We start from the raw sequence: 19,982 nt of genomic DNA, 5'->3' as shown, positions 1-19,982 counted from the left end.
ATAGTAATTTAGTATTAGGCTGTAAAACAGATAACATACAGGTTTAATGCTTGGCTATAGCTTCATTCTCATCTCCAACATGAAGGTAAAGATTATTTATAATCTAGATAGCAATATCTAAAAGATGGTGTATGGAGGAGGGGAGAAGAGGTTATGGGTGCGTCGTCTAGTTGGTTAGGATACCTGCCTTACACGCAGGTGGTCGGCGGTTCGAGTCCGCCCGCACCCACTCCTGTTTGGGTTCAAGATTTCTCGCTCTGCTGTTTATACAAGAATATAAGGGTAGAGGGTTCTGAACCAAAAAAGGTTTGGAGATCCTAGCCCTACTACAGCACTATTCATTACAATAGCAACTGCTAATAATATGATATGGTAACAGTCAAGGCTTCTTCATTTACTTCTCTAGCGATAAGATCTTCATCATTCTCTCTATAAATGCACCAGTTATTATAGAGTATACTATACCAAATTGTATGTGCAGACCAATAGAATAGTAGATCACCCTAGCAAATGACAGGTTAAGGTCAGTTAGAATCCTGCCAGATCTATCATATGCAACACCATTGTAACCCTCCAGTGTAGGCATGACAATCAAGTAGGATACCGGCAGGAAGAAGAGTAACCATACAAGCACACCAACTATAATACCATATATCATGGCTGTGTTAAAGTTAGATAATGCCCTGAATAACCTCTCAACGGTTACTACAGGGATTGATGCAACAAGGCCTATCAGTACTCCAGTAACAATATGCATTACCATACCCATGCCTAGTGCATTTGATCCATCAAAGCCTAGAGAGTAACCTATTATGAGGTAGAAGAGACCATGGGGATAGTTCATTAGTGCTTCTCCAGCAAATATCAAGCCTGATACTACAAGGGTTGCGTTCAACCCTGCTAGAAGCCCAACTGCTAGTATCTTCACCTTATCTCTAGCCTGAATGCGTATATCTTGCATAAAGTATATGTGCCAATCATGTATTTTACCTTTATGCTTCTATCTATTAGAATATAATCATTTATAGATTATAACCATGTATTATCTATATCATTATTCGTGAGGGCTAGCAGATTCTTTATATCAGGGTTTATTAGTGGAATAGCATATAAGTTGGGAGCAGGAAGTAAAGATATGGCAGAGGATGGTGAGAGGAGCGCTATATACAAGATAAGATGGGAGATACTTGTTATGGCTATATCGCTGATCCTTATAGTAGTAGTGGTTTATGCTATACCCAACGACTTTAGCCTGAAGATGCTGGAGCAGAGGGAGAAGCAGAGGGCATTGGAACAGGCATCACGAGGGCAACAGAGTAATGGCACTAGCAGTAGTATAGGAGGCTCTTCTATCCCATAATAATTTATACTATCTATAATAGTAAAAATACAATAATAGTAAGAATAAAAATCTAGTTGTGGAATGTATACTCCCTGAAACCTTCTCCTCTCTTCCCTATACTTACAAGCACGAACTCCTTGCTCTTACTAACTATTCTCTCCTCAACGCTTCTAAGCCCTCTATGTAACTGCTCGTACTCCTCCATGCTTATCCTCCTCCTCTCCCCTATCTCCCTTTCAAGGTCCATCCTGCTCACTACCTCCTTATACCTATCCTGTATAACCCCAGAGAATGCCATCGCACTACACCCAGAGCCGTATGATGCAAATCCTACCCTCAATCCTGCTAGATCCTTACCCTTCCTGTACTCATACTCTATCTCGCTCCTGAAACCCATGTAGAGTGAGCCAGTGTATAGATTCCCAATTATCTCTGATGCCTTGAGCGAACTAGCAAGTTTGCTCTCAAAGACCTGCTTGTACTCCTCAGTCTCCATGAACCTCCTCCTGAACTCCTCATCCTTCTTCATGAACTCCTTATCTGAGAGTATAGCCTCTATAGTACCCATACCCTCTGGAGGCTTTGGCTCCTCCATACCAATCTTCGCTAGTATCTGCTTCCATTTTGGCAGGTTCCTCCACTCATGCCTGAGCAGGAATGCCAGAGCATTCTTGCCCATCTTTGAGTATGGTAGATGCATCGCTAGAAGGTCTATATGGTCTATTATTGATTCATCTTGCCTCAACTTTATTAGCCCAGTCTCTATGGCCTTCTGTTTGTACATGAGCATCGCCTTCTTCACATATATGAGGTATGCTAGGTTTGAGTAATGCCCATTCACTATTGGTGTTGATCTTGCAAATGGTCTATAGAAGTCATGCTCATTGCTTATAACAGTGGAGGTTACCTTCTGATCGAATGCAAGTAACCTAGGTTCTTCCTTTATAAGCATTGCAACTGCTCCAGCACCTTGGGTATACTCACCAGAGGAGCCTATATCGTACTTTGCCACATCACTAACTACAACTATTGCATACTTGCCATTATGCTCATCACACCTTATCCAGTTCGTGTTATCGTACAGGGCATAGGAGCCAGAGACACATGCAAACTTGCACTCTATACCCCCACAGTGCTCAAACGAGCCCTGTCCATATATCTGCTCAAGCATCCCTATAACATAGGAGTTCATTGCCTTGGACTCATCTAGCCCAGACTCAGTAGCAACGTATAACCTTCCTATATCACTTGGCTTGAGATCGTTCTTCTGCATAAGCCTCAAGCATGCATTTGCTGCCATGCATGCTGGATCTTGATCAGCATCTACTATTGCCATCTTCTTTATGCCTATACCAAACTCCAGCTTGCTAGGATCTATCTTCCTAGCCTCAGCAAAATCCTTAAAGTCTATGTAGAGAGGGGGTACGTATATGGCTATATCATCTATGCCTACAGGCTTCATTGGTATTAGCAGAAGCATCCTTCCTTATATATTCTATGGATAATAATGCTACACTAAACGATAAGGTTATGTCGTTCCTCTTGCTAGATATAGTGATGAGGATCATCAAAGCAGATCCATGGTGGAGGAGCATGAGTATAGATGAGGTTAATGAGTTCCTAAGCAGACCATTGCTACTACGCCTTGCAGTTATGGATAGAGACCTTTACCCTATAGTGCATCCTCTCTGGTTCATATATAAAGATGGGATATTCTACCTTGAGGTTCATAGGACAAGCAAGAAGGCTAGACTACTGAGAGGCGATGGTAGGGTTTACTTCCTTGTCGATGAGGTTGTTGATGGTAGGCCTAGAGGGGTTAGGGGTAAGGGCAATGCCTTGATTCTAGATGATGCTGAACTTGCAAGGAAGATCATGGTAGAGCAGGTTATCAAATACCTAGGCTCAGCAGATAAGCAGTTGAGTAAGAGACTCATAGACTCTAGCAAGGATAACGTTGTGGTCAAGGTTGAACCATTGGCATTTGCTACTTGGATAGCATGATAGCTAAACAGTAGTAGTGGTGATGCGGGCCCGGCGGGCTTCGATCCCGCGACCCTCGGATATCTTCCCTCTTTCCTTCATCTATTCTTCATCCATACCATTCACTTGCCCAGCAGGTTAAAAGTCTCACCTTGCATCCGATGCTCTACCTAGCTGAGCTACGGGCCCTCTCGATAGCAATCAACCTGCTAGGCCAGATTTTAATCTTATCTGCATGGACTGAAAAATTTTAAAGGGGCATGAGTAAGAGTTATGATAGGGTGATAGGCAAACAGCTATAGGTAGGCGCCCTGGTAGTATAGAGGCTTGAAGCCGTAAAACCTGGTCTAGTATGTGGGTCTGTCACACCCGCGGCCCGGGTTCAAATCCCGGCCAGGGCGCTATCATTTGCTTATATATGCCCAGCGTTAACAACGGTAGCACTCTTAACTAGAGATTAACTTGACGTAGCATCTTTATTTACCTAGATAAATTCATAATAGCAGAAGCAGAGGCTTTTATTAATATTATATAGATATCAACTCCTTACCAACTGAGATATATCAAGTATGAGTACTGCTGAGCCATCTGAAGCTATTGTAGCATCAACGAACCTTCCATTCAGTCCTACAACCCGTTTAACCACCACCTCCTTCATATACTCGAATGAATCAACCACAAATCCTATACTCTTTCCCTTGCTGTTAACTATAACTATACTACTACTATCATTACTGCTATTACCATTCTTAGCATTACCATCATAGCCATAACTATAACCATTAATACCTAGCATGTAATCCATCTCTACAATGGGTATTATCTTATCACCCTTATCATTACTACCATAATCCTTACCACTCATCCTTATTACCTTCTTACCATGTATATGCATGATCTCACTATTCTTAACCTTCATTGTTGTTACAACATTAGATGATGGTATTATGTACCTCTCTCCACGTACATATACCATGAGTCCAGATATTATGGATACGTTCATTGGTATGTAAAGTGTTATCCTAGTGCCTATATCCCTCCTACTCTCTATCTTGACATAACCTCCAAACCTGCTCACTTGCTTGAATACAACATCCATACCAACACCTCTACCAGAGATGTCTGTAACCTCTCTAGCAGTAGATAGCCCTGGAGTGCCTATAAGCCTCAGCGCATCATCATCACCCATCCTCTCTGCTTCATCACTGCTTATAAGACCCTTCTCTACAGCCTTCTTCTTTAGTGCATCAACATCTATGCCTTTACCATCATCCTCAACCGTTATGCTTATCCTATCCTCTACCTTGCTTGCTGCTATACGTAGAAGCCCTGTAGGCTCCTTACCTTTGCTTATCCTCTCTTCTCTATCCTCTATCCCATGATCTATAGCATTCCTTATCATATGCACCAATGGATCTGTTATGGCTTGGAGTATGCTCCTATCAACCTCTATCTCAGACCCTTCAATCTCAAGTCTAACCTCCTTACCAAGTTTGGATGCTGTATCCCTAACTAGCCTTGGAAACCTACTGAATACAGTACTCAATGGGACTAACCTTAACTTCATAACACTATACTGGAGGTCTGAGATGAGTCTATCAAGATGTGTAAGTTGAGCATCTACCATAGCATTATTACTTGTAACCATTCCCCTTAACCTTGATTTTGCTATCACCAACTCCCCTACAAGGTCAACAAGCCTATCTAGATCATCAAGCTTAACTGTTATAGTTGTAGGTAGTTTATCATTATCATTAGTAACTTCATTATTCTTATTATTTGCACTACCATTACCATCATCACCATTGTTATTTCCTACAACACCAGTCTTATTCTCATTAGCCATAATTGATGATAGACTACTTATATATGGTGAGATATCTATCAATGCATGCTCATCATTAACAAGCCTGCTTAGAATATCAAAGCACTGAAATAATGTATCTGCTATGCTCTTCTCAAACACCATTCTCCCATTCCTTAGTGCATCTAGCACATTCTCTATTGTCTTGCATAGAATCCTTATATTCTCATAGCCCATTGTACCTGCCATACCTTTTAGAGTATGTACTGACCTGAATATGCTGTCTATATGCTCCCTAGCATTATCCTGCTCATAGGCTAGGAGTTCATTATTCATGTTCTGTATATGCTCATTTGCCTCTATTACGAATAACTCTCTATACTCCTTGTTGCTGCTAATATCGCTCATTACACTCACCTCCTAACTGCTCTTATTATTGCATCTGCAATACTACCTGCTGGAAGGATAAGATCTACAGCATTCACCATGCATGCTGTTCTTGCCATACCAAATACAACAGATGTACTTTCATCCTGCGCTATTGTAAACCCTCCATTCATCTTTATAACCTTCATACCAAACGCACCATCAAAGCCCATGCCAGAGAGAAGCACTCCTATAACATTTGGCCCATACATATTTGCTGCAGTTACCATGGTTACGTTTGCTGATGGTCTCACATGAGCATACTTTGGCCCTTGCTCTAGCCTAACATGGTTGTTATCAACTATAAGATGATAATCTGCTGGAGCAACTAGCACAATGCCATTTACTATTCTATCCCTATCTTCTGCTCTCTTAACCTTTATGTTTGCTCTGCTAGATAACATGGAGACATATGTATCGGTGAATCCTTTTGGCATATGTTGTACTACAATTATACAAGAATTTATGTCTGGAGGTATTGATGTAAGTATATCTGCAACTATCCTTGGTGCACCAGTAGATGCCCCTATGATAACTATCTTTCCATCATAATGAACATATCTATTGTTATTGCTGTTACTTCTTGCCTTTCTACAACTCGATCTTATCATTGAATTCATCATGTATGCTATCCTTATCTTCTGTGCTATCATGTTATTCAATTCATTTATAGGCTTGTTATTCATACTAACAAAATCAATTGCTCCTATGTTAGATATCTTTGCTATCCATGATTCATCATAGTTTGTTGTTACTATAATAGGCACGAACCTCTTACTCAATACCTGCTCAATAAATGATATACCATCCATATCTGGCATCTCAAGATCTAGCAGTATTACATCAACATAATTGCTATTGTAAATGAAACTTAATGCATTCCTTGCATTAGTGAACTTGCCTATTACATTAAAGTTGTTACTTTTAGCAATATCCTCTAGTATAGATAAGAAGTAGGGAGAGTCATTGATTATTGCAATGTTGATCATCTTATTGTTACTACTGCTATTATTGTTGTCAGTAGTTGACACTGCTAATTCACCAATTAGTTCCTTACTTACTTATCTTGTGTTCAATACCCTCTCTATCACGGTACCAACCATTGCACGATCGAATGGCTTAACTATATAGTCCTTTGCTCCATTCCTTATTGCTTCTTGCACTATGTAGCGTTGCTCAACCGCTGTAACCATTATTATCTTTGCCATAGGATTTATCTTTATTATCTGCTTCAATGCTTGCACACCATCCATCTTTGGCATGTTAACATCCATAGTTACTAGATCTGGTTTGAACTTCTTATACTGCTCTATAGCCATGAGTCCATCTGATGCCTCTATTATGTTTGTATATCCAAGGTTCTTCAGTATATCCTTAAGCACTAGCCTCATAAATGCGGCATCATCAACAACAAGTATCTTAATGAGGTTTTTTGGTACCATGCTAGCCTACACCTCCCTTCATATCAAAGAGCTTATCAATATCAAGATAGACAACCAGCTTATCCTGCATCTTTATTATCCCCTTTATGTAAGACACATTATCAAGTATAGATGCATCTAACTCTATGTTATCACTTGCTACCTTTGCTACTTGCTCAACATCATCAACCATAAGACCTAGCATTGTACCATTAACATCAGCAATTAGTATCCTCTTTGGCTCTACACTACTGTTATAGCCTAGAATATTCTTTATATCAACAACAGAGATTATCTTGCCTCTGAGGTTCATTATGCCAGATATTATCCTTGCATCTGGTATCCTTGTTACTTTCTCCATAGCCCTTATCTCATATATCTTATCTACATCAACTGCATAGTACTCAGCGCTCCCATCACTCATCTCTAGTTTAAATAAAAGTAGGTTAAGTATGTTGCTACTCATCATATAACTCACCTCTCTACTCTCTTATCGTTATCTTTTGTTATAGCATCTATACCGTTACTCCCATTACCGTTTCTTGCATTATTATATGCTTTGATCTCTATTATCTTACCTTTCTTGCTACTCTTACCTTCATTGCTACCATCTATCCCAATCATCCCTTCTTGCTCCTTACCATCATATTCATAACTCTGCATAACATTTCCACGCTTACCATCATCCTTCTTCTTATCCATATCCAACTTGAATCTTGCTATTGATCTTTTGAGATCCTCATTCAACCTTATAAGTTCCTGTATCTTCTCTGTTATAATATGCAATGCTGCACTCTGTTCCTCAACTGCAGCAGTTACCTCCTCCGTTGCTGATGCATTCTCTTCAGATACAGCAGCTATCTCGGATATACTCTTGTTTATATCATCTATAGAGTTTATCTGTTCTTGGAGCTGTGAACTGACCCCGTTTATCAGCCTTACCATCTCCTGAACCTTTGAGGCTATATTCTCTAAACCTCTTATGCATTGCTCTATGACCGCTTTGCCCTCACCAACCTCCTTTGCATTAGCATCTATTATATGAGCAGTGCTCTTGGCATCATTCTGTATCTCCTCTATTATTTTTGCGATCTCTTCACTTGCCTTTGAAGAGTTAATTGCTAATGCTCTAACCTCTTCAGCAACAACAGCAAATCCTCTCCCTGCTTCTCCTGCCCTTGCTGCTTCTATAGCAGCATTGAGTGCAAGCATATTTGTCTGCTCTGCAATCTTCTGTATAACATCTAGCACTGTTGTTATCTTCGCTGTCTTCTCAAGCAAAATATTCATCTTGCTAGATGACTCATTGCTTACATTCATCATACTCTCTAGACTCCTACTCGCCTGCTCTGCAAAGTTCGTGCTTTTTCTTACAGTATCTGCAACCTCGTTGGAGAATTCTACAAGTGTATTCATCTTCTTGTTTGTATCGTTTATGCTTATTGTTATATTCTCAACATTCTTGCTTATCTCATTTATTCTTGTTGCCTGCTCTTGTGAGCCCCTTGATACTTGCTGTATACCTGTAGAGATCTGCTGCATAGATGAGTTTATCTGCTCAACAGATATTCCTAACTCATTAACATTCCTAGCAACGCTATCAGCACTAATCTTAACATTGCCTATGAGTTCTCTGAACGAGGCTATAGTGCTATTAAGGGATGATGCTAAACTACCAATCTCATCTTTGTTCTTGACCTCATCTATGCTTATATCTAGGTTGCCAGAGCCTAACATGCCTATCCTGTTGCTTATCATTATCAATGGTCTTGCTATAGACCTGCTCATGAAGAGGGAGAATGCACCTACACCCCCTCCTATAGCGCCAGTGATAAACCATGTATTCTGCTCCATTGCATATATTGGGGCAAGTGCTTCAGCCTCATCTATCTCAGCAAGAAGCACTAGCCCAAGGTCATTCATACAGTATGAGCTCCCAAATATTGGAATACCTCTATAATCTGGATATACTTGAGCCTCTATACTCTTACCATTGGTGAAGCATTCCCTAACAGGAAGGGTATCTACAACCTGCTTGAACTCTGCTCCCTCAATGAACCTTGATGGTGTAACCATCAACTTTGCCTCATTAACAAGGTAGGTCTCTCCAGTCTCTCCTAGGTTTTCTCTATTAAGTAATGCCTTGACGAATACTCCCCCTCTGGTCTCGAATATAACAGTACCTATAACCTTACCATCCTGTATAATTGGTGCGCCTATAAGCAGTACCCTGCCTTGATCATCCTTGCTTATCCTTCCTATATTCTTGCCATTGATAACATCGTCAAATATCTCATGCTCTCTTATACTGCTCCCTTCCTTGCTCCTATCACTACTTGCTATAACTTTACCAGCATCATCTGTGATGTATATTACCTTAGGATTTGCTCCTATAGCATTCAATTCTTGCCATAGGTATCCTATATTACTCCTAATAATTTGCTCATCCTTCATATTTGATACTATATTTGATGCAAGTATTGATGCCTGTTTCATCCTTGTATCTATAACACTTTTGACTATGTTGGCTCTATCCTCTGCTAGGCTAGTGTACTTTGTACCTATCTCATGCAGTAGGCTATCCCTTATACCTTCTAACAAGAGCATAGATACAGCAACCAACGGTATTACTGCCATTGATACGAACATTACAGCGAACTTACGCTGTATATTCCACTTCACATTCATGCATCTAATAGACTTGGGGGTTAAGATAAGGTATTGTTTGTATTGTATTTTACTGCACATTCTTAATAAATTATTGTTATAAACTATAAACATGCAAGTAGGTAAAGCTGTTGGCTTTACACCTAGCAGGGATAATGGCAGTAGTAAAGGTAAAGGTAAGGAGGCTACGCTTGAGGAGATAGCAGATCTAGCATACAGGTTAACAGATAACACCATTAAGGCCATAGAGGAGATAGAGAAGATAAACGAGGAGATACACCTACTAGCTGTTAACGCACTCATAGAAGCAGCAAGGGCAGGTGAGGCAGGGAAGACGTTCAGTGTTGTTGCAAGTTACATGAGTGAGTTGAATAAGAAGGTTGAGAGTATAACTAGGAGAATAAAGGATGAGATGAATATGCAGGAGTTAAGCAATGTAATAAGGGAACAGTCTATCATAGTTAAAGGTAATAGATTGGCAGATATTGCATTAACAAACATAGATATGGTTGATAGGAGCCTGTATGAGAGGGCTAGTGATGTTACATGGTGGGCTCATGATTCATATGTTATTGAAGTGTTGAAGAATAAGAATAGGGATAGTATAAGAAACGTTGAGAAGAGATTATCAATAATACTTGATGCCTACACAGTGTATCATGATATAGTTGTATGCGATATAGATGGCAATATAGTTGCAAGTGGTAGGAATCCTACTCTGAAGGGGAAGAACTGTAAGGATACTGAGTGGTTCAAGACAGCATTCAAGAGCAGGTTTGGGTTTGAGTACCCTAATTACTCTCCATTGGCAGATAACAGGCTAGTGTTTATATTCTCAAGTGTTATAAGGGATGATTCTGGTAGTACTATAGGGGTGTTAGCAAACATATTCAAATGGAAGGAGTTTGCTCAGAGGATAGTTGAGAATATACCACTATCGGATAAGGAGAAGAGGTATACAAGGGCATGTATAACGAACAATGAAGGGCTAATATTTGCAGACTCTGCTGGAAAGATATTCGATACCATAGAGTTCAATGGAAGAGATGAACTATTCAATAATGCTAGAGAGTTCATTGTAGGAGAGGTTAAAGGGAAGAGATGCATAGTTGCACATGCACTATCGCAAGGTTATGAGAACTACTCCTCTGGCTTACATTCATTGCTCATACAAGAACTAATATAAATAATATAATATTATCTGCTTTAATATTATATTATTATTATGCTTTCTTTCTGAGCTTCTTGCTTACATACCATGTCATTATACCTCCTACTGCTGGTAACATTAAAAGATACTCAGCATCAATAGGAAGTTCATTGATTATGTTAGTGATCTCTATAGTTGTGGCATTTGCATCATCACTGGTATTACCATAAGCAATGTTTCCATCGCTCTTGTTATAATTGTCCTCATCCATTCTATTATTATTATTGCTATCTATGCTGTTGATCTTTATGCTTGCACTCTCCTCAATACCATAGCCAGAAACCTTTACAGTTACAGTTATAACCCCTTCCTTATATGCTATGAACCTTGCCATTGCATTACCTTGTTCATTGGTACTGTTATCATACATGTTTGTTAGTATAGCAAGATCACTACTCCAACTAACTTGCATATTGCTTAACTTCACTCCTGCATAAGATGCATCAAGCGTCACATCGAACTGATCCATAGGCTTAACACTCTCTGGAGCAGAGAGTTTCAGAGTAGGAGGATTGTTGCTTATAATCTTCACATCCCTCTTTATTATACCAAACCCATCTACCATAGCTGTTATCTCTGCCGAACCATAATTGCTAGGATTACTTGCTTCAACAGTGAATAATGTAAAGTACTTGCCTTTTGGAATAACAAGCATATCTGGTACATCTAATCCTGATGAGAATATCAATGCTCTAACATCACTTCTTGCATGAACAGGGTAACCATCAGAATCAACCAACTCAAGCGATGCAAATGCCTTTGATTTTGATAGTATGGGATCAAGCATATTTATGCTAACATTAATGCTATCTATGCTAGTTATGCTTATACTTCCAGTGCTAGCATACCTTATAACAGAGCCTATAGCCTCCACATACAGTGTAGCATCTCCTTCCTTAACAGTTCTTAACTGAACCATAGCATTTGCACTACCTCTAGCAATAGCGTTGCTCTTGATAACCTCTATCTTATCATCACCCCCTCCTATCCTTAAACTCATATCATCTGGGGCATATGATGAGTAACCATTGGAGTCCTTGAAGTATATTATGAAGGGTATATCCATCCCTTTAGATACCCTGCTTATCAATGGCTCACCTACAATGGTTACATCCTTATGACCCTGTAGGTTCAAACTGAAAGATGTATCATCCACATAATCCGAGATGGTATATATCCTCGTCTCTGATGCGTTATAACCTACCTTAGCATTTATGAGTGCTGCTGACTTACCCCTTGCTATTGTAACCCTTGTATCCTCTACAGCAAGTCTGTTATCTGATACTATATCTATAGGTGTATCCAAAGGTACTATTAACGGTCTTATGCTCTTACCCACGCTTTCACTACCCTTCTCACTAGCAGCATCAACCATTAACTGTACCGCTCCTATAACCTTACTCCTCCCATCAACAATTATAGGCATGTTATCTGGGAAGAACCTTGGTATTACCCTAATCTCCTTACTCTCGCTTATATACTGACTACCATCAACATATACTGGTTCTACCAACTTAACCATAGCTTTATTGCTGGTAAGGTTATTGCTGCTAGCGATTATACCAACACATGCTGTACTCTTATCCTTGCTCTGTAGAATCTCATCACAACTCTTATCTGTGTTAACGTAAAGAGAGATGACAGTTGTACTCTCACCCTTCCTTATAGTACCAGTACCTCCAATAAGCAACATGCTATCTGGCTTTACCTCAACTCGCATATCCTCTTCAGCATATATAGCATTCCCATTAGGATCCTGAAGTTGTACAAAGGCATACACCTCATGCCCCCTTACTGCTGGAACCATATCCATAACGTATAACCTTAGCACTTGCTTATCCGGCATCTCAACCTTTATCATACCTTCAGCATACATGTTACCATGTTTAGCAGTGATTGTTATGTATGGATTTGAGAGCGGTATTGTATCCTTTATGCTGAATGGTACATAAGCATAGTTTGTACCCTGTTTTATTATAACATTATTCACTTGTAAGAGATCTATGTTAGATGAGTTCAACTCTATCAAGTAGTCATTATCTGCATACACTGGCTCATCCTTTGTATTTAGCAACTGTACAGCAATATAGCCTTCCCTAGGACCTATGTATGAGAGATTCGAGGGCTTTATGTTTAATGCTAATTTACTTGGTTTACTCAATGACTCATACACCTTGACATTTATTGTCTCTAGCATTGTGCCTAACCCTTTAGCAACTACAGTTATCTTTGTCTCTATACTCTTCAATGGTCTGATCTTTACAGCGTATGCATTCCCTATCTTCTCAATGCTATCACTTATGCTTATAGCACCATCATCCAAGACGCTTATGCTTATTATCTCTGGCAGAAACTGTACAGGATTGCTCCTGTTATCTTGCATCTGGATGATGAGGTAGGCATCTTCACCTCTAACCAGCTTATCTGGAAGGGTAGATAACTTTAGCCTAAATGTTGTTCTCTTATCCTTAACATCATTATTGATACTCCCATCTTTCTTATCATTGCTAGTCTGAGCACTAGCCAACAATGTCTGTGATGCTATCATCATTGCTATGATCAATATCAGCACTAATGCTACTACAACTCTACTACCATCCCTATGCATAGATCTAGATCATATCATCTATAATTAAGCATCTGTATGTAAGTGCTCTATATTATCTGTATGTATTAAATTGATGTGACAGACTAAACGATAATTCCTTGTCCAAATCAATCTAGCGTATGAGTATCACAGCGGAAGGGGATGTAGATGATACAAAGAAGCGAGGTGATAACAGGCTAGATATTATCTCAAATATTCTAAAATTCACCATACTTAACAGGTGTGTTAATGCAATAGATACAATGTTGAACGATAAGAGTAGTATAGATTCTATAAGCATAGAGCATATAACCCTGGATGATATATATGAGAGGTTTGATCCAGAACATGTTGTATTTGCTGTCTACATCAAGGGTATAGGAGATATAATGCTCACGCTCTTACTTGTTATAGAGGTTGAGGATGGGAAGAAATTGGCATCAATACTGATAAGTAATGCTATAGATGGTGCTAATGTAGATGAACTTACAATATCAGCTATAGCAGAATTTGGTAACATACTCCTAGCAGGAGCATTCACTAATGCTCTTACACACTTTACTGGCTTCAATATAAACTGTACAGCACCAGGGTATGCAAAGGATAGCCTAGCAAGCATACTTGAGTATATAGTTGCTGATAGTGACTCTACAGAGTTCATATATGCTGATGGCAAGTTATCTTTTGTGGTTAACAAAGACCTTATACTACATATATCAGTGCTCATACCAATCAATGATGCAAAGAGGCTAGTCGATGTAATGTTAATTGAGTGATAGCGATGGGTCTTACAGGTACTGTTAGTAGTAATAGGAGCAATGCCACAATACATGTAAAGATAGGTGAGTTAGCAGTAAGTAAAGATCTTCCATTAACAACTATAGTAGGATCATGCATAGCATGTTGCATATACGATGATAAGAGCAAGATAGCAGGGATGGCTCATATAATGCTTCCAACCAAGAAGAGAAAGGATAACAGTGATAACAATAATACCCGTGATGATACAAAGGCAAAGTATGCAGATACTGGGATAAAGAACCTTATAGATGAATTGATAAAACAAGGAGCAAATATCAACAATCTTAAGGCAAAGATAGTTGGAGGGGCTAGAGTATTTACACATGAGAGTGATGAGGATATATTCAACATAGGGGAGAGGAATGCTGAGAAGGTTAAGGAAGTGCTAAAGTCATACAGGATAAGTATAGTTGCTGAAGATATAGGAGGAAGGGGAGGAAGGAATGTAACATTCGATCCTTCAACTCTAACTGTTAGAGTAAAGAGTAATGGATATGAGAAGGTACTATAGGCTATGAGGTTATGATGTATGCTGGTGATAGATGAGCACTATTATAATAGATTAAGGGATATAATCAGGGTTAGAGTTGGTATAGATATCTCATGCTATAGCAAGAGCTTCATAGCAAGGAGGATTGAGTTCAGAATGAATATTTACAATATCAAGGATTACAATGATTACCTTAGACTCCTTGAATGTAGTGATGAGGTTAAGGCATTTGTAGCAGATCTAAGCATAAATGTTACAGAATTCTTCAGGGATCCAGATGTATTTGATAGGTTTAAAGAATTGCTCAAAGGTTATAGGAGTGCAAGGATATGGAGTATAGGTTGTGCTAGTGGAGAGGAGCCATACACTATAGCAATCATAGCAAAGGATAATGGTGTTAGATGTAGCATACTTGCCAGTGATATAAACAAGAATGCTATAGAGTATGCAAAGAAGGGGCTATACCCATCCAAATCTATAAGGAATGTTCCTAAGGATATTCTAGCAAAGTACTTCACCTTAACAGATGATGGGTATGCAGTAAGGAATGATGTGAAGGATATGGTGACATTTGAGGTTAGGGATATTACAAAAAGCATCTATACAGGACAATTTGATTTCATCTTCTGTAGGAATATGCTGATATATATGGATCATGTAAGTAAGGAGAGGATAATAAATAATATATGCAATGCAATGAAGCCTCATAGCTACCTCATACTTGGCAAGTCGGAGTATGTACATAACTGTAGCATGCTATCATGCATAGATACTAAAGCAAAGATATACATAAAGGTCTAAAAGTAGATAGATAGTATTTTTATTTATACTCATTAACTGAATATACTTGTTGGGTCTATACTCATAACCAACTCCATCAGCTTTGACATGAATATATCAGTTGTATACATAGTTACTGATCCTAGCATAATGTATATGCCAAGGTTGAACCACACTGTCTTAAAGTACCCTCCCCTTGCTATCTTTCCTGCCAATGCATTTATTATAGAGATGACCACAACTATCACTGGTAGAAGTGTCTGTAGCAATGCTGGATCAACAACTGTCAATGGCATTATCATCTGCACCTCCTTGCTACTGAACAACCTTGAGAATATCTGGGTTAGTGTAGCCATGAGACTTAATGTTGCTAGCGAGAGTACATGGAGGATGAGTAGTGTCATATCAAATACCTTTGATATCTGAAGCCTCTTATTGTAGAGTTCGTTTAGTGTAGTAACAAGATTTGCTATAGTTAATCCTACTGTACCCATATTTGCACCCTTCTGCAATCCCTTAACTATTATTATGTTGGTATCTGTTATGAGCCTGTTTGCTGTCTCGCTTGATAACTGCTCAAATGCATCATCTGCATTAACCTTGTTCTCAACTCTGTTAAGCAATGCTCTAAGATAAGGGTTCAATGGACCAAAATCACTCTTCAGTGCTGTTCTAAGTGTGTTTCGTAATGAGCCTATAGTTGAGTATATCTCCCCAAAATACCTTACAAAGGCTGGGTACCAGTAGTTTAGAGTGTATACCTTGCCTTCTATCTTCCTTGTGTAATATCCTAAAGCAATCAATGGTAGAGATGCAACTGCCATAGCAAGTAACTTACTAGCAAGGATATCTGTTATGAAGAGGAGTAATGCTATACCTACACTGCTTGCTATACATGGATAAGCAAATAACCTGTACCTACTTGCTATGCTTCCATTCTCATTTACTATCTCATCCCTAGGGAAGCCCTTATACATGAGGAATACAAATGCACCAAGCCCTGCTGGAGATGCAAATATACTTATGATGATCATGTTATTATCTGCAGAGCCTGAGAATATACCCATTATTATAGAGGCTGCTATCATGAATATAGCAGTTGACATCATGGTTGAGTATAGACCAGTCATCAACTTTATGCTCTCTAACTGCTTCTCATAGTATGTCTTGTATGCTTGTATTGTAACATCCAACTCCTGCTTCAAGAACTGCGCTAGATTCTCCCCTAACCTTATCATCTGTGCCAACTTCATAAGCATCTGGTTGAATGCTAAATCGTTGTTAAGGAACCTTGATGCTACCAACTCAGTTGCATGTGCAAGATTATACCTCCATGATATACCTAGAGCATATATATCCTTCATTGCTTTTGAATAATTAGCATAGTTGGATGTTCTAGCAACATTTATCAGTTCAGTTGCTGATACTTGCCCAGTTGATATAGCGTAGAGGAATGTTACAAAGTAGAGCATTGTTCTGCTAACGCTACTCTGCTTTGTTACTAATTTACTTAACAATCTCATACTTTACACCCATCCTCTCCATGTATGCTTGTAAGCCCATCTCCTTAACCTTCACTATGTTATTGTATACATCATGATAGTTGAAGATCTTGTTGCTTATCCAATGCTTTATTATAGATGCTCTCATCTCCAACTCATCATAGAGCAATGACTCATCCTTCTTTGATAATCCCCTTCTTACTAGCAGTTTGGTAGCGAATAGTGCACTGCTACCCTTACCCCTATACAATGCTATATCCTCTCCAGGGTCCCAGTTGAATACGGGAATGAACATTATGCTATCAGTTGCAGGATTATAGCCTATTATCTCGTTTATGCTGAGCACTCTCCTAACAAGTTTACCCTGCTTGCCTTGTACTGCGCTCTGAAAGAGCGCTATGTTAAGATTGTCTATATGGGTTTTAGGAACATTTATTGGCTCATTTGTTAGCCTCTGTATAAGACTTGCTACAGTTGCTGCATGGAAAGTGCTTATAACAGGATGCCCAGTCTGCATTGCTTGAAATGCTATATTTCCTTCTGCACCCCTTATCTCCCCAACCAGTATGTAGTTTGGTCTCTGCCTCAACGCTGCCTTTAGAAGATCAAACATGGTAACGCTAGATTGAGGGTTACCTGTATCCCTTGTAACCTCACTAGTCCAGTTGGCATGTGGTAGTGTTATCTCAGGTGTATCCTCTATGCTAACAACCTTCCATGTAGGGTTTATGAACGCACATGAAGCCATGAGGGTTGTTGTCTTACCAGATGCTGTCTCTCCACATATGAATATACTCATACCCTCATTTATCATCATCCATAGGTATGCTGCCTCTCTAGCATCTAGTGTGTTTGATGCAACTATCTGCGTTATTGATAGAGGCACACTAGCAAACCTTCTAACAGTAGCATTTGTACCCCTTCTGCTTATATCCTTACCAAAGACTATGTTTATCCTTGAACCTTCAGGAAGAGTAGCATCAACCACAGGTCTAGCATGTGATATTGTCTTGCCTACCTGCTCAGCCATGTTTATCATGAGTTCCTCAACATCATCATTGCTTAGCCATACGCTAGACTTTAATGGTCCAAAGAGTTTGTGAACCACATAAACATTCCCATTACCCATTATTGTTATATCCTCTAGGTAAGGGTCTGTGAGGAATGGCTCTAATAGGCTAAGGCCTATCCTTCTCCTTATGAAGTGGTACTTCAGGTATTCAAACTCCTCAGCATTAACAAGCACCTTATTGTTCTTTAGCATAGCCTTTGAGTAATCAACACTCCCATTCACCTTCACGCATGTATTTGCTAGGAACTCATCTAGGATGAGGAACTTCTCCTGATACTCATTTGGAGGACTTATGGAACCAGCATGTATAGCAAATATCTTGTTTATTGCTTGCATAAGAAGAGGATGGGGCTCTGGAGGTTCTATTACACCATAAATGGTGTAGCCATCTGCACTCTCTTGCATAGCATATACATGTATGAATACCTGCTCGCTTATTGGATAGAGTACATTAGGCTTCTTGACAAACTTGAGGCTATCCTCCAACTTCTCATAGAACGCTGGTACACTATAGCCAGTGCTTACAAACCTCTCAACATATTCTCTAAGGTATCTGTACTTGCTTATGAGTTCTTGGAACTTCTTGTTCTTTATCTGTATAGACATTATTGATCACCATTTCTTTCTTTTGCTCTTTGTATGGTTATGCATTAGCCATCGCTATTGGTACTATCTTAAGACCAAATACGCTGCTAACCTCAGCACTGAACTGTGAATTAACCTGTCCCATAGAACCTAGAATCTTGACTATCTCAACTGATTTAACATCTCTCCCAGCAACATTAACCGATTTGAGTCTTATATAGCAGTCAGATGCAGATCTCAACTTGGATCCTATATTCTCATTCATTGACGATGGATGTGCTGTAAGCACTATGCTTATACCATTTGTAACCAGATTCTTGCATCTTGTTATGAAGTCCAATATTGCTTCTTCCTCAGCATACATTGTTAGTAATGAGATTGAATCTATGACTACAGCATCGAACTTGTCTGCATTAGCATTTATATATCTGCTTATTATTGGGAGTAGGTACTTTGCATATTCTCTAGACCACTTTGCACCATATACATGTAGAGGAAGCATTATCAACCTTCTCTTAAGAAAGGGTATTGAGAAGTTATAGGTTATAGCCTTCATCTTATCTATGTACTCTCTTATATTATTCTCACTTATCATAAGAACTCTCATACCTGCTGCAAGCATACCATATGTGAATAGTGCTGCAATAACACTCTTTCCAGACCCATGCTCCCCCTCTATAAGTATGAGAGAGGGTAATGGCAGTCCTCCTCCCAACTGTCTATCTATCTCTTCATTGGTTGTTGAGATTATCTTTACCATTATCCAGTTCACCGTTATTATGTTATGTTGTACTTGCTAGTGTTGCTACAACACCATTATCTGTAGAGATTGTGATTATAATATTCTTTGATGGGGTAGAGGTTATAGGATTGCTTAGCATAGCCTCTACTCTAGCATTCTCTTTTGGATTCAATATATTAGGATCTATAACATCATCTTGTATACTCAATATCCACTGCCCTTCTTGCAATATATTACTGTACGATAACCTCTCTATCAGCATAACATCATTGTCCATAGTATCTCTATAATAGTAAGTCACAATTAAGTCAAAGTATGTATAGTTAAATAACTTACTTTTACCATCATTGCTTAATATGAATGATACATGCCTTCTATCACTACTATCTATAGTTAGATTGCTTATATCTATGCTAGTATCATTAACATCCTTCCTTATCATGGTACTCTTGACCATAACATCATTTGCTTTATACATATTACTTGCAACTGTCAGCATAACTGCTAGAGAGGTTAGTATTGCTATGAACATTATTGCAGATGCTATGATTATGCTAAAGCCCATAACAG

General features: G+C 39.1%; 17 protein-coding genes, 3 tRNA genes and 1 pseudogene. 8 read left to right on the top strand and 13 right to left on the bottom strand.

Annotated elements, in window-relative coordinates:
* The first annotated feature begins 155 nt into the window (after positions 1–155).
* Positions 156–229: transfer RNA gene (locus CRG89_RS02825), tRNA-Val, on the top strand.
* Between the two features lie 165 nt (positions 230–394).
* On the opposite strand, the gene CRG89_RS02820 is transcribed toward CRG89_RS02825, so the two are convergent.
* Positions 395–961, bottom strand: coding sequence for a hypothetical protein (locus CRG89_RS02820; RefSeq protein WP_103286844.1), 567 nt, complete (start codon positions 959–961; stop codon positions 395–397).
* 174 nt (positions 962–1,135) lie between these two features.
* On the opposite strand from CRG89_RS02820, the gene CRG89_RS02815 reads away from it, so the two are divergent.
* A complete protein-coding gene (locus CRG89_RS02815) occupies positions 1,136–1,360 on the top strand; it encodes a hypothetical protein (RefSeq protein WP_148695239.1) in 225 nt (74 codons plus the stop codon).
* A gap of 52 nt (positions 1,361–1,412) precedes the next feature.
* Here CRG89_RS02815 and CRG89_RS02810 read toward each other — a convergent pair whose 3' ends face one another.
* Positions 1,413–2,822 carry a hydroxymethylglutaryl-CoA synthase family protein gene (locus CRG89_RS02810; RefSeq protein WP_197706594.1) on the bottom strand — a complete coding sequence of 470 codons (1,410 nt, stop codon included), beginning with the start codon at positions 2,820–2,822 and terminating at the stop codon, positions 1,413–1,415.
* Between the two features lie 77 nt (positions 2,823–2,899).
* Between CRG89_RS02810 and CRG89_RS02805 the strand changes: the two genes are divergently transcribed.
* Complete coding sequence (locus tag CRG89_RS02805; RefSeq protein ID WP_158648674.1) at positions 2,900–3,346, top strand: pyridoxamine 5'-phosphate oxidase family protein; 447 nt, start codon at positions 2,900–2,902, stop codon at positions 3,344–3,346.
* 25 nt (positions 3,347–3,371) lie between these two features.
* Here the strand turns inward: CRG89_RS02805 and CRG89_RS08605 are convergent.
* A tRNA-Leu gene (locus CRG89_RS08605) sits at positions 3,372–3,514 on the bottom strand.
* 119 nt (positions 3,515–3,633) lie between these two features.
* On the opposite strand from CRG89_RS08605, the gene CRG89_RS02800 reads away from it, so the two are divergent.
* Positions 3,634–3,726 (top strand) — tRNA-Asp (locus CRG89_RS02800).
* 137 nt (positions 3,727–3,863) lie between these two features.
* Here the strand turns inward: CRG89_RS02800 and CRG89_RS02795 are convergent.
* The 5 genes and pseudogenes from CRG89_RS02795 to CRG89_RS02775 all read right to left on the bottom strand — a co-directional run.
* Complete coding sequence (locus CRG89_RS02795) at positions 3,864–5,537, bottom strand: chemotaxis protein CheA (RefSeq protein ID WP_148695241.1); 1,674 nt, start codon at positions 5,535–5,537, stop codon at positions 3,864–3,866.
* 5 nt (positions 5,538–5,542) lie between these two features.
* Complete coding sequence (locus tag CRG89_RS02790; RefSeq protein ID WP_103286839.1) at positions 5,543–6,586, bottom strand: chemotaxis protein CheB; 1,044 nt, start codon at positions 6,584–6,586, stop codon at positions 5,543–5,545.
* A gap of 30 nt (positions 6,587–6,616) precedes the next feature.
* Positions 6,617–6,997, bottom strand: coding sequence for a response regulator (locus tag CRG89_RS02785; protein WP_103286838.1), 381 nt, complete (start codon positions 6,995–6,997; stop codon positions 6,617–6,619).
* A gap of 1 nt (position 6,998) precedes the next feature.
* Positions 6,999–7,445 carry a chemotaxis protein CheW gene (locus CRG89_RS02780; protein WP_148695242.1) on the bottom strand — a complete coding sequence of 149 codons (447 nt, stop codon included), beginning with the start codon at positions 7,443–7,445 and terminating at the stop codon, positions 6,999–7,001.
* Between the two features lie 440 nt (positions 7,446–7,885).
* Positions 7,886–9,469, bottom strand: a pseudogene (locus tag CRG89_RS02775) (methyl-accepting chemotaxis protein); the annotation flags it as partial.
* 286 nt (positions 9,470–9,755) lie between these two features.
* On the opposite strand from CRG89_RS02775, the gene CRG89_RS09100 reads away from it, so the two are divergent.
* On the top strand, positions 9,756–10,829 hold the full coding sequence (locus CRG89_RS09100; protein WP_103286835.1) for a methyl-accepting chemotaxis protein: 1,074 nt from the start codon (positions 9,756–9,758) through the stop codon (positions 10,827–10,829).
* Between the two features lie 37 nt (positions 10,830–10,866).
* Here CRG89_RS09100 and CRG89_RS02765 read toward each other — a convergent pair whose 3' ends face one another.
* On the bottom strand, positions 10,867–13,461 hold the full coding sequence (locus tag CRG89_RS02765) for a hypothetical protein (protein WP_103286834.1): 2,595 nt from the start codon (positions 13,459–13,461) through the stop codon (positions 10,867–10,869).
* Positions 13,462–13,580: 119 nt separating this feature from the next.
* On the opposite strand from CRG89_RS02765, the gene CRG89_RS02760 reads away from it, so the two are divergent.
* Genes CRG89_RS02760 through CRG89_RS02750 form a run of 3 tightly spaced genes read left to right on the top strand, consistent with a single transcriptional unit; the run spans position 13,581 to position 15,532 of the window.
* Entirely contained in the window at positions 13,581–14,216 is a 636-nt protein-coding gene (locus tag CRG89_RS02760; protein ID WP_103286833.1) for a chemotaxis protein CheC, read from the top strand.
* A 5-nt stretch (positions 14,217–14,221) separates the two neighbouring features.
* Positions 14,222–14,752 (top strand): chemotaxis protein CheD, encoded by a 531-nt coding sequence (locus CRG89_RS02755; RefSeq protein ID WP_103286832.1) that lies wholly within the window; start codon positions 14,222–14,224, stop codon positions 14,750–14,752.
* Positions 14,753–14,770: 18 nt separating this feature from the next.
* Positions 14,771–15,532: a CheR family methyltransferase gene (locus tag CRG89_RS02750; protein WP_103286831.1), complete on the top strand. Its 762-nt coding sequence runs from the start codon at positions 14,771–14,773 to the stop codon at positions 15,530–15,532.
* A gap of 32 nt (positions 15,533–15,564) precedes the next feature.
* Here the strand turns inward: CRG89_RS02750 and CRG89_RS02745 are convergent, their stop codons facing one another.
* Genes CRG89_RS02745 through CRG89_RS02730 form a run of 4 tightly spaced genes read right to left on the bottom strand, consistent with a single transcriptional unit; the run spans position 15,565 to position 19,977 of the window.
* A complete protein-coding gene (locus CRG89_RS02745) occupies positions 15,565–17,034 on the bottom strand; it encodes a hypothetical protein (protein WP_103286830.1) in 1,470 nt (489 codons plus the stop codon).
* Positions 17,018–18,691 carry a type II/IV secretion system ATPase subunit gene (locus tag CRG89_RS02740; RefSeq protein WP_103286829.1) on the bottom strand — a complete coding sequence of 558 codons (1,674 nt, stop codon included), beginning with the start codon at positions 18,689–18,691 and terminating at the stop codon, positions 17,018–17,020. Before CRG89_RS02740 ends, CRG89_RS02745 begins: the two co-directional genes overlap by 17 nt.
* Positions 18,692–18,728: 37 nt before the next feature.
* Complete coding sequence (locus CRG89_RS02735; RefSeq protein ID WP_217349416.1) at positions 18,729–19,430, bottom strand: ATPase domain-containing protein; 702 nt, start codon at positions 19,428–19,430, stop codon at positions 18,729–18,731.
* Between the two features lie 22 nt (positions 19,431–19,452).
* Complete coding sequence (locus CRG89_RS02730; RefSeq protein WP_103286828.1) at positions 19,453–19,977, bottom strand: hypothetical protein; 525 nt, start codon at positions 19,975–19,977, stop codon at positions 19,453–19,455.
* Between the last annotated feature and the right edge of the window lie 5 nt (positions 19,978–19,982).

The organism is Candidatus Nitrosocaldus islandicus, from assembly GCF_002906215.1.
Classification (GTDB): domain Archaea; phylum Thermoproteota; class Nitrososphaeria; order Nitrososphaerales; family Nitrosocaldaceae; genus Nitrosocaldus; species Nitrosocaldus cavascurensis.
The sequence above is the reverse complement of the archived record's forward strand: the minus strand, read 5'-3'. Positions and strand labels throughout refer to the sequence as shown.

What these genes read in the sequence shown, in the direction of transcription:
- CRG89_RS02815 (WP_148695239.1), top strand. Translation starts at nt 1,136, where the DNA reads ATGGCAGAGGATGGTGAGAGGAGCGCTATATACAAGATAAGATGGGAG.
- CRG89_RS02805 (WP_158648674.1), top strand. Translation starts at nt 2,900, where the DNA reads ATGAGGATCATCAAAGCAGATCCATGGTGGAGGAGCATGAGTATAGAT.
- CRG89_RS02780 (WP_148695242.1), bottom strand. Translation starts at nt 7,445, where the DNA reads ATGATGAGTAGCAACATACTTAACCTACTTTTATTTAAACTAGAGATG.
- CRG89_RS02735 (WP_217349416.1), bottom strand. Translation starts at nt 19,430, where the DNA reads ATGGTAAAGATAATCTCAACAACCAATGAAGAGATAGATAGACAGTTG.
- CRG89_RS02730 (WP_103286828.1), bottom strand. Translation starts at nt 19,977, where the DNA reads ATGGGCTTTAGCATAATCATAGCATCTGCAATAATGTTCATAGCAATA.
- CRG89_RS02785 (WP_103286838.1), bottom strand. Translation starts at nt 6,997, where the DNA reads ATGGTACCAAAAAACCTCATTAAGATACTTGTTGTTGATGATGCCGCA.
- CRG89_RS02760 (WP_103286833.1), top strand. Translation starts at nt 13,581, where the DNA reads ATGAGTATCACAGCGGAAGGGGATGTAGATGATACAAAGAAGCGAGGT.
- CRG89_RS02765 (WP_103286834.1), bottom strand. Translation starts at nt 13,461, where the DNA reads ATGCATAGGGATGGTAGTAGAGTTGTAGTAGCATTAGTGCTGATATTG.
- CRG89_RS02820 (WP_103286844.1), bottom strand. Translation starts at nt 961, where the DNA reads ATGCAAGATATACGCATTCAGGCTAGAGATAAGGTGAAGATACTAGCA.
- CRG89_RS02740 (WP_103286829.1), bottom strand. Translation starts at nt 18,691, where the DNA reads ATGTCTATACAGATAAAGAACAAGAAGTTCCAAGAACTCATAAGCAAG.
- CRG89_RS02795 (WP_148695241.1), bottom strand. Translation starts at nt 5,537, where the DNA reads ATGAGCGATATTAGCAGCAACAAGGAGTATAGAGAGTTATTCGTAATA.
- CRG89_RS02745 (WP_103286830.1), bottom strand. Translation starts at nt 17,034, where the DNA reads ATGAGATTGTTAAGTAAATTAGTAACAAAGCAGAGTAGCGTTAGCAGA.
- CRG89_RS02755 (WP_103286832.1), top strand. Translation starts at nt 14,222, where the DNA reads ATGGGTCTTACAGGTACTGTTAGTAGTAATAGGAGCAATGCCACAATA.
- CRG89_RS02750 (WP_103286831.1), top strand. Translation starts at nt 14,771, where the DNA reads ATGCTGGTGATAGATGAGCACTATTATAATAGATTAAGGGATATAATC.
- CRG89_RS09100 (WP_103286835.1), top strand. Translation starts at nt 9,756, where the DNA reads ATGCAAGTAGGTAAAGCTGTTGGCTTTACACCTAGCAGGGATAATGGC.
- CRG89_RS02810 (WP_197706594.1), bottom strand. Translation starts at nt 2,822, where the DNA reads ATGCTTCTGCTAATACCAATGAAGCCTGTAGGCATAGATGATATAGCC.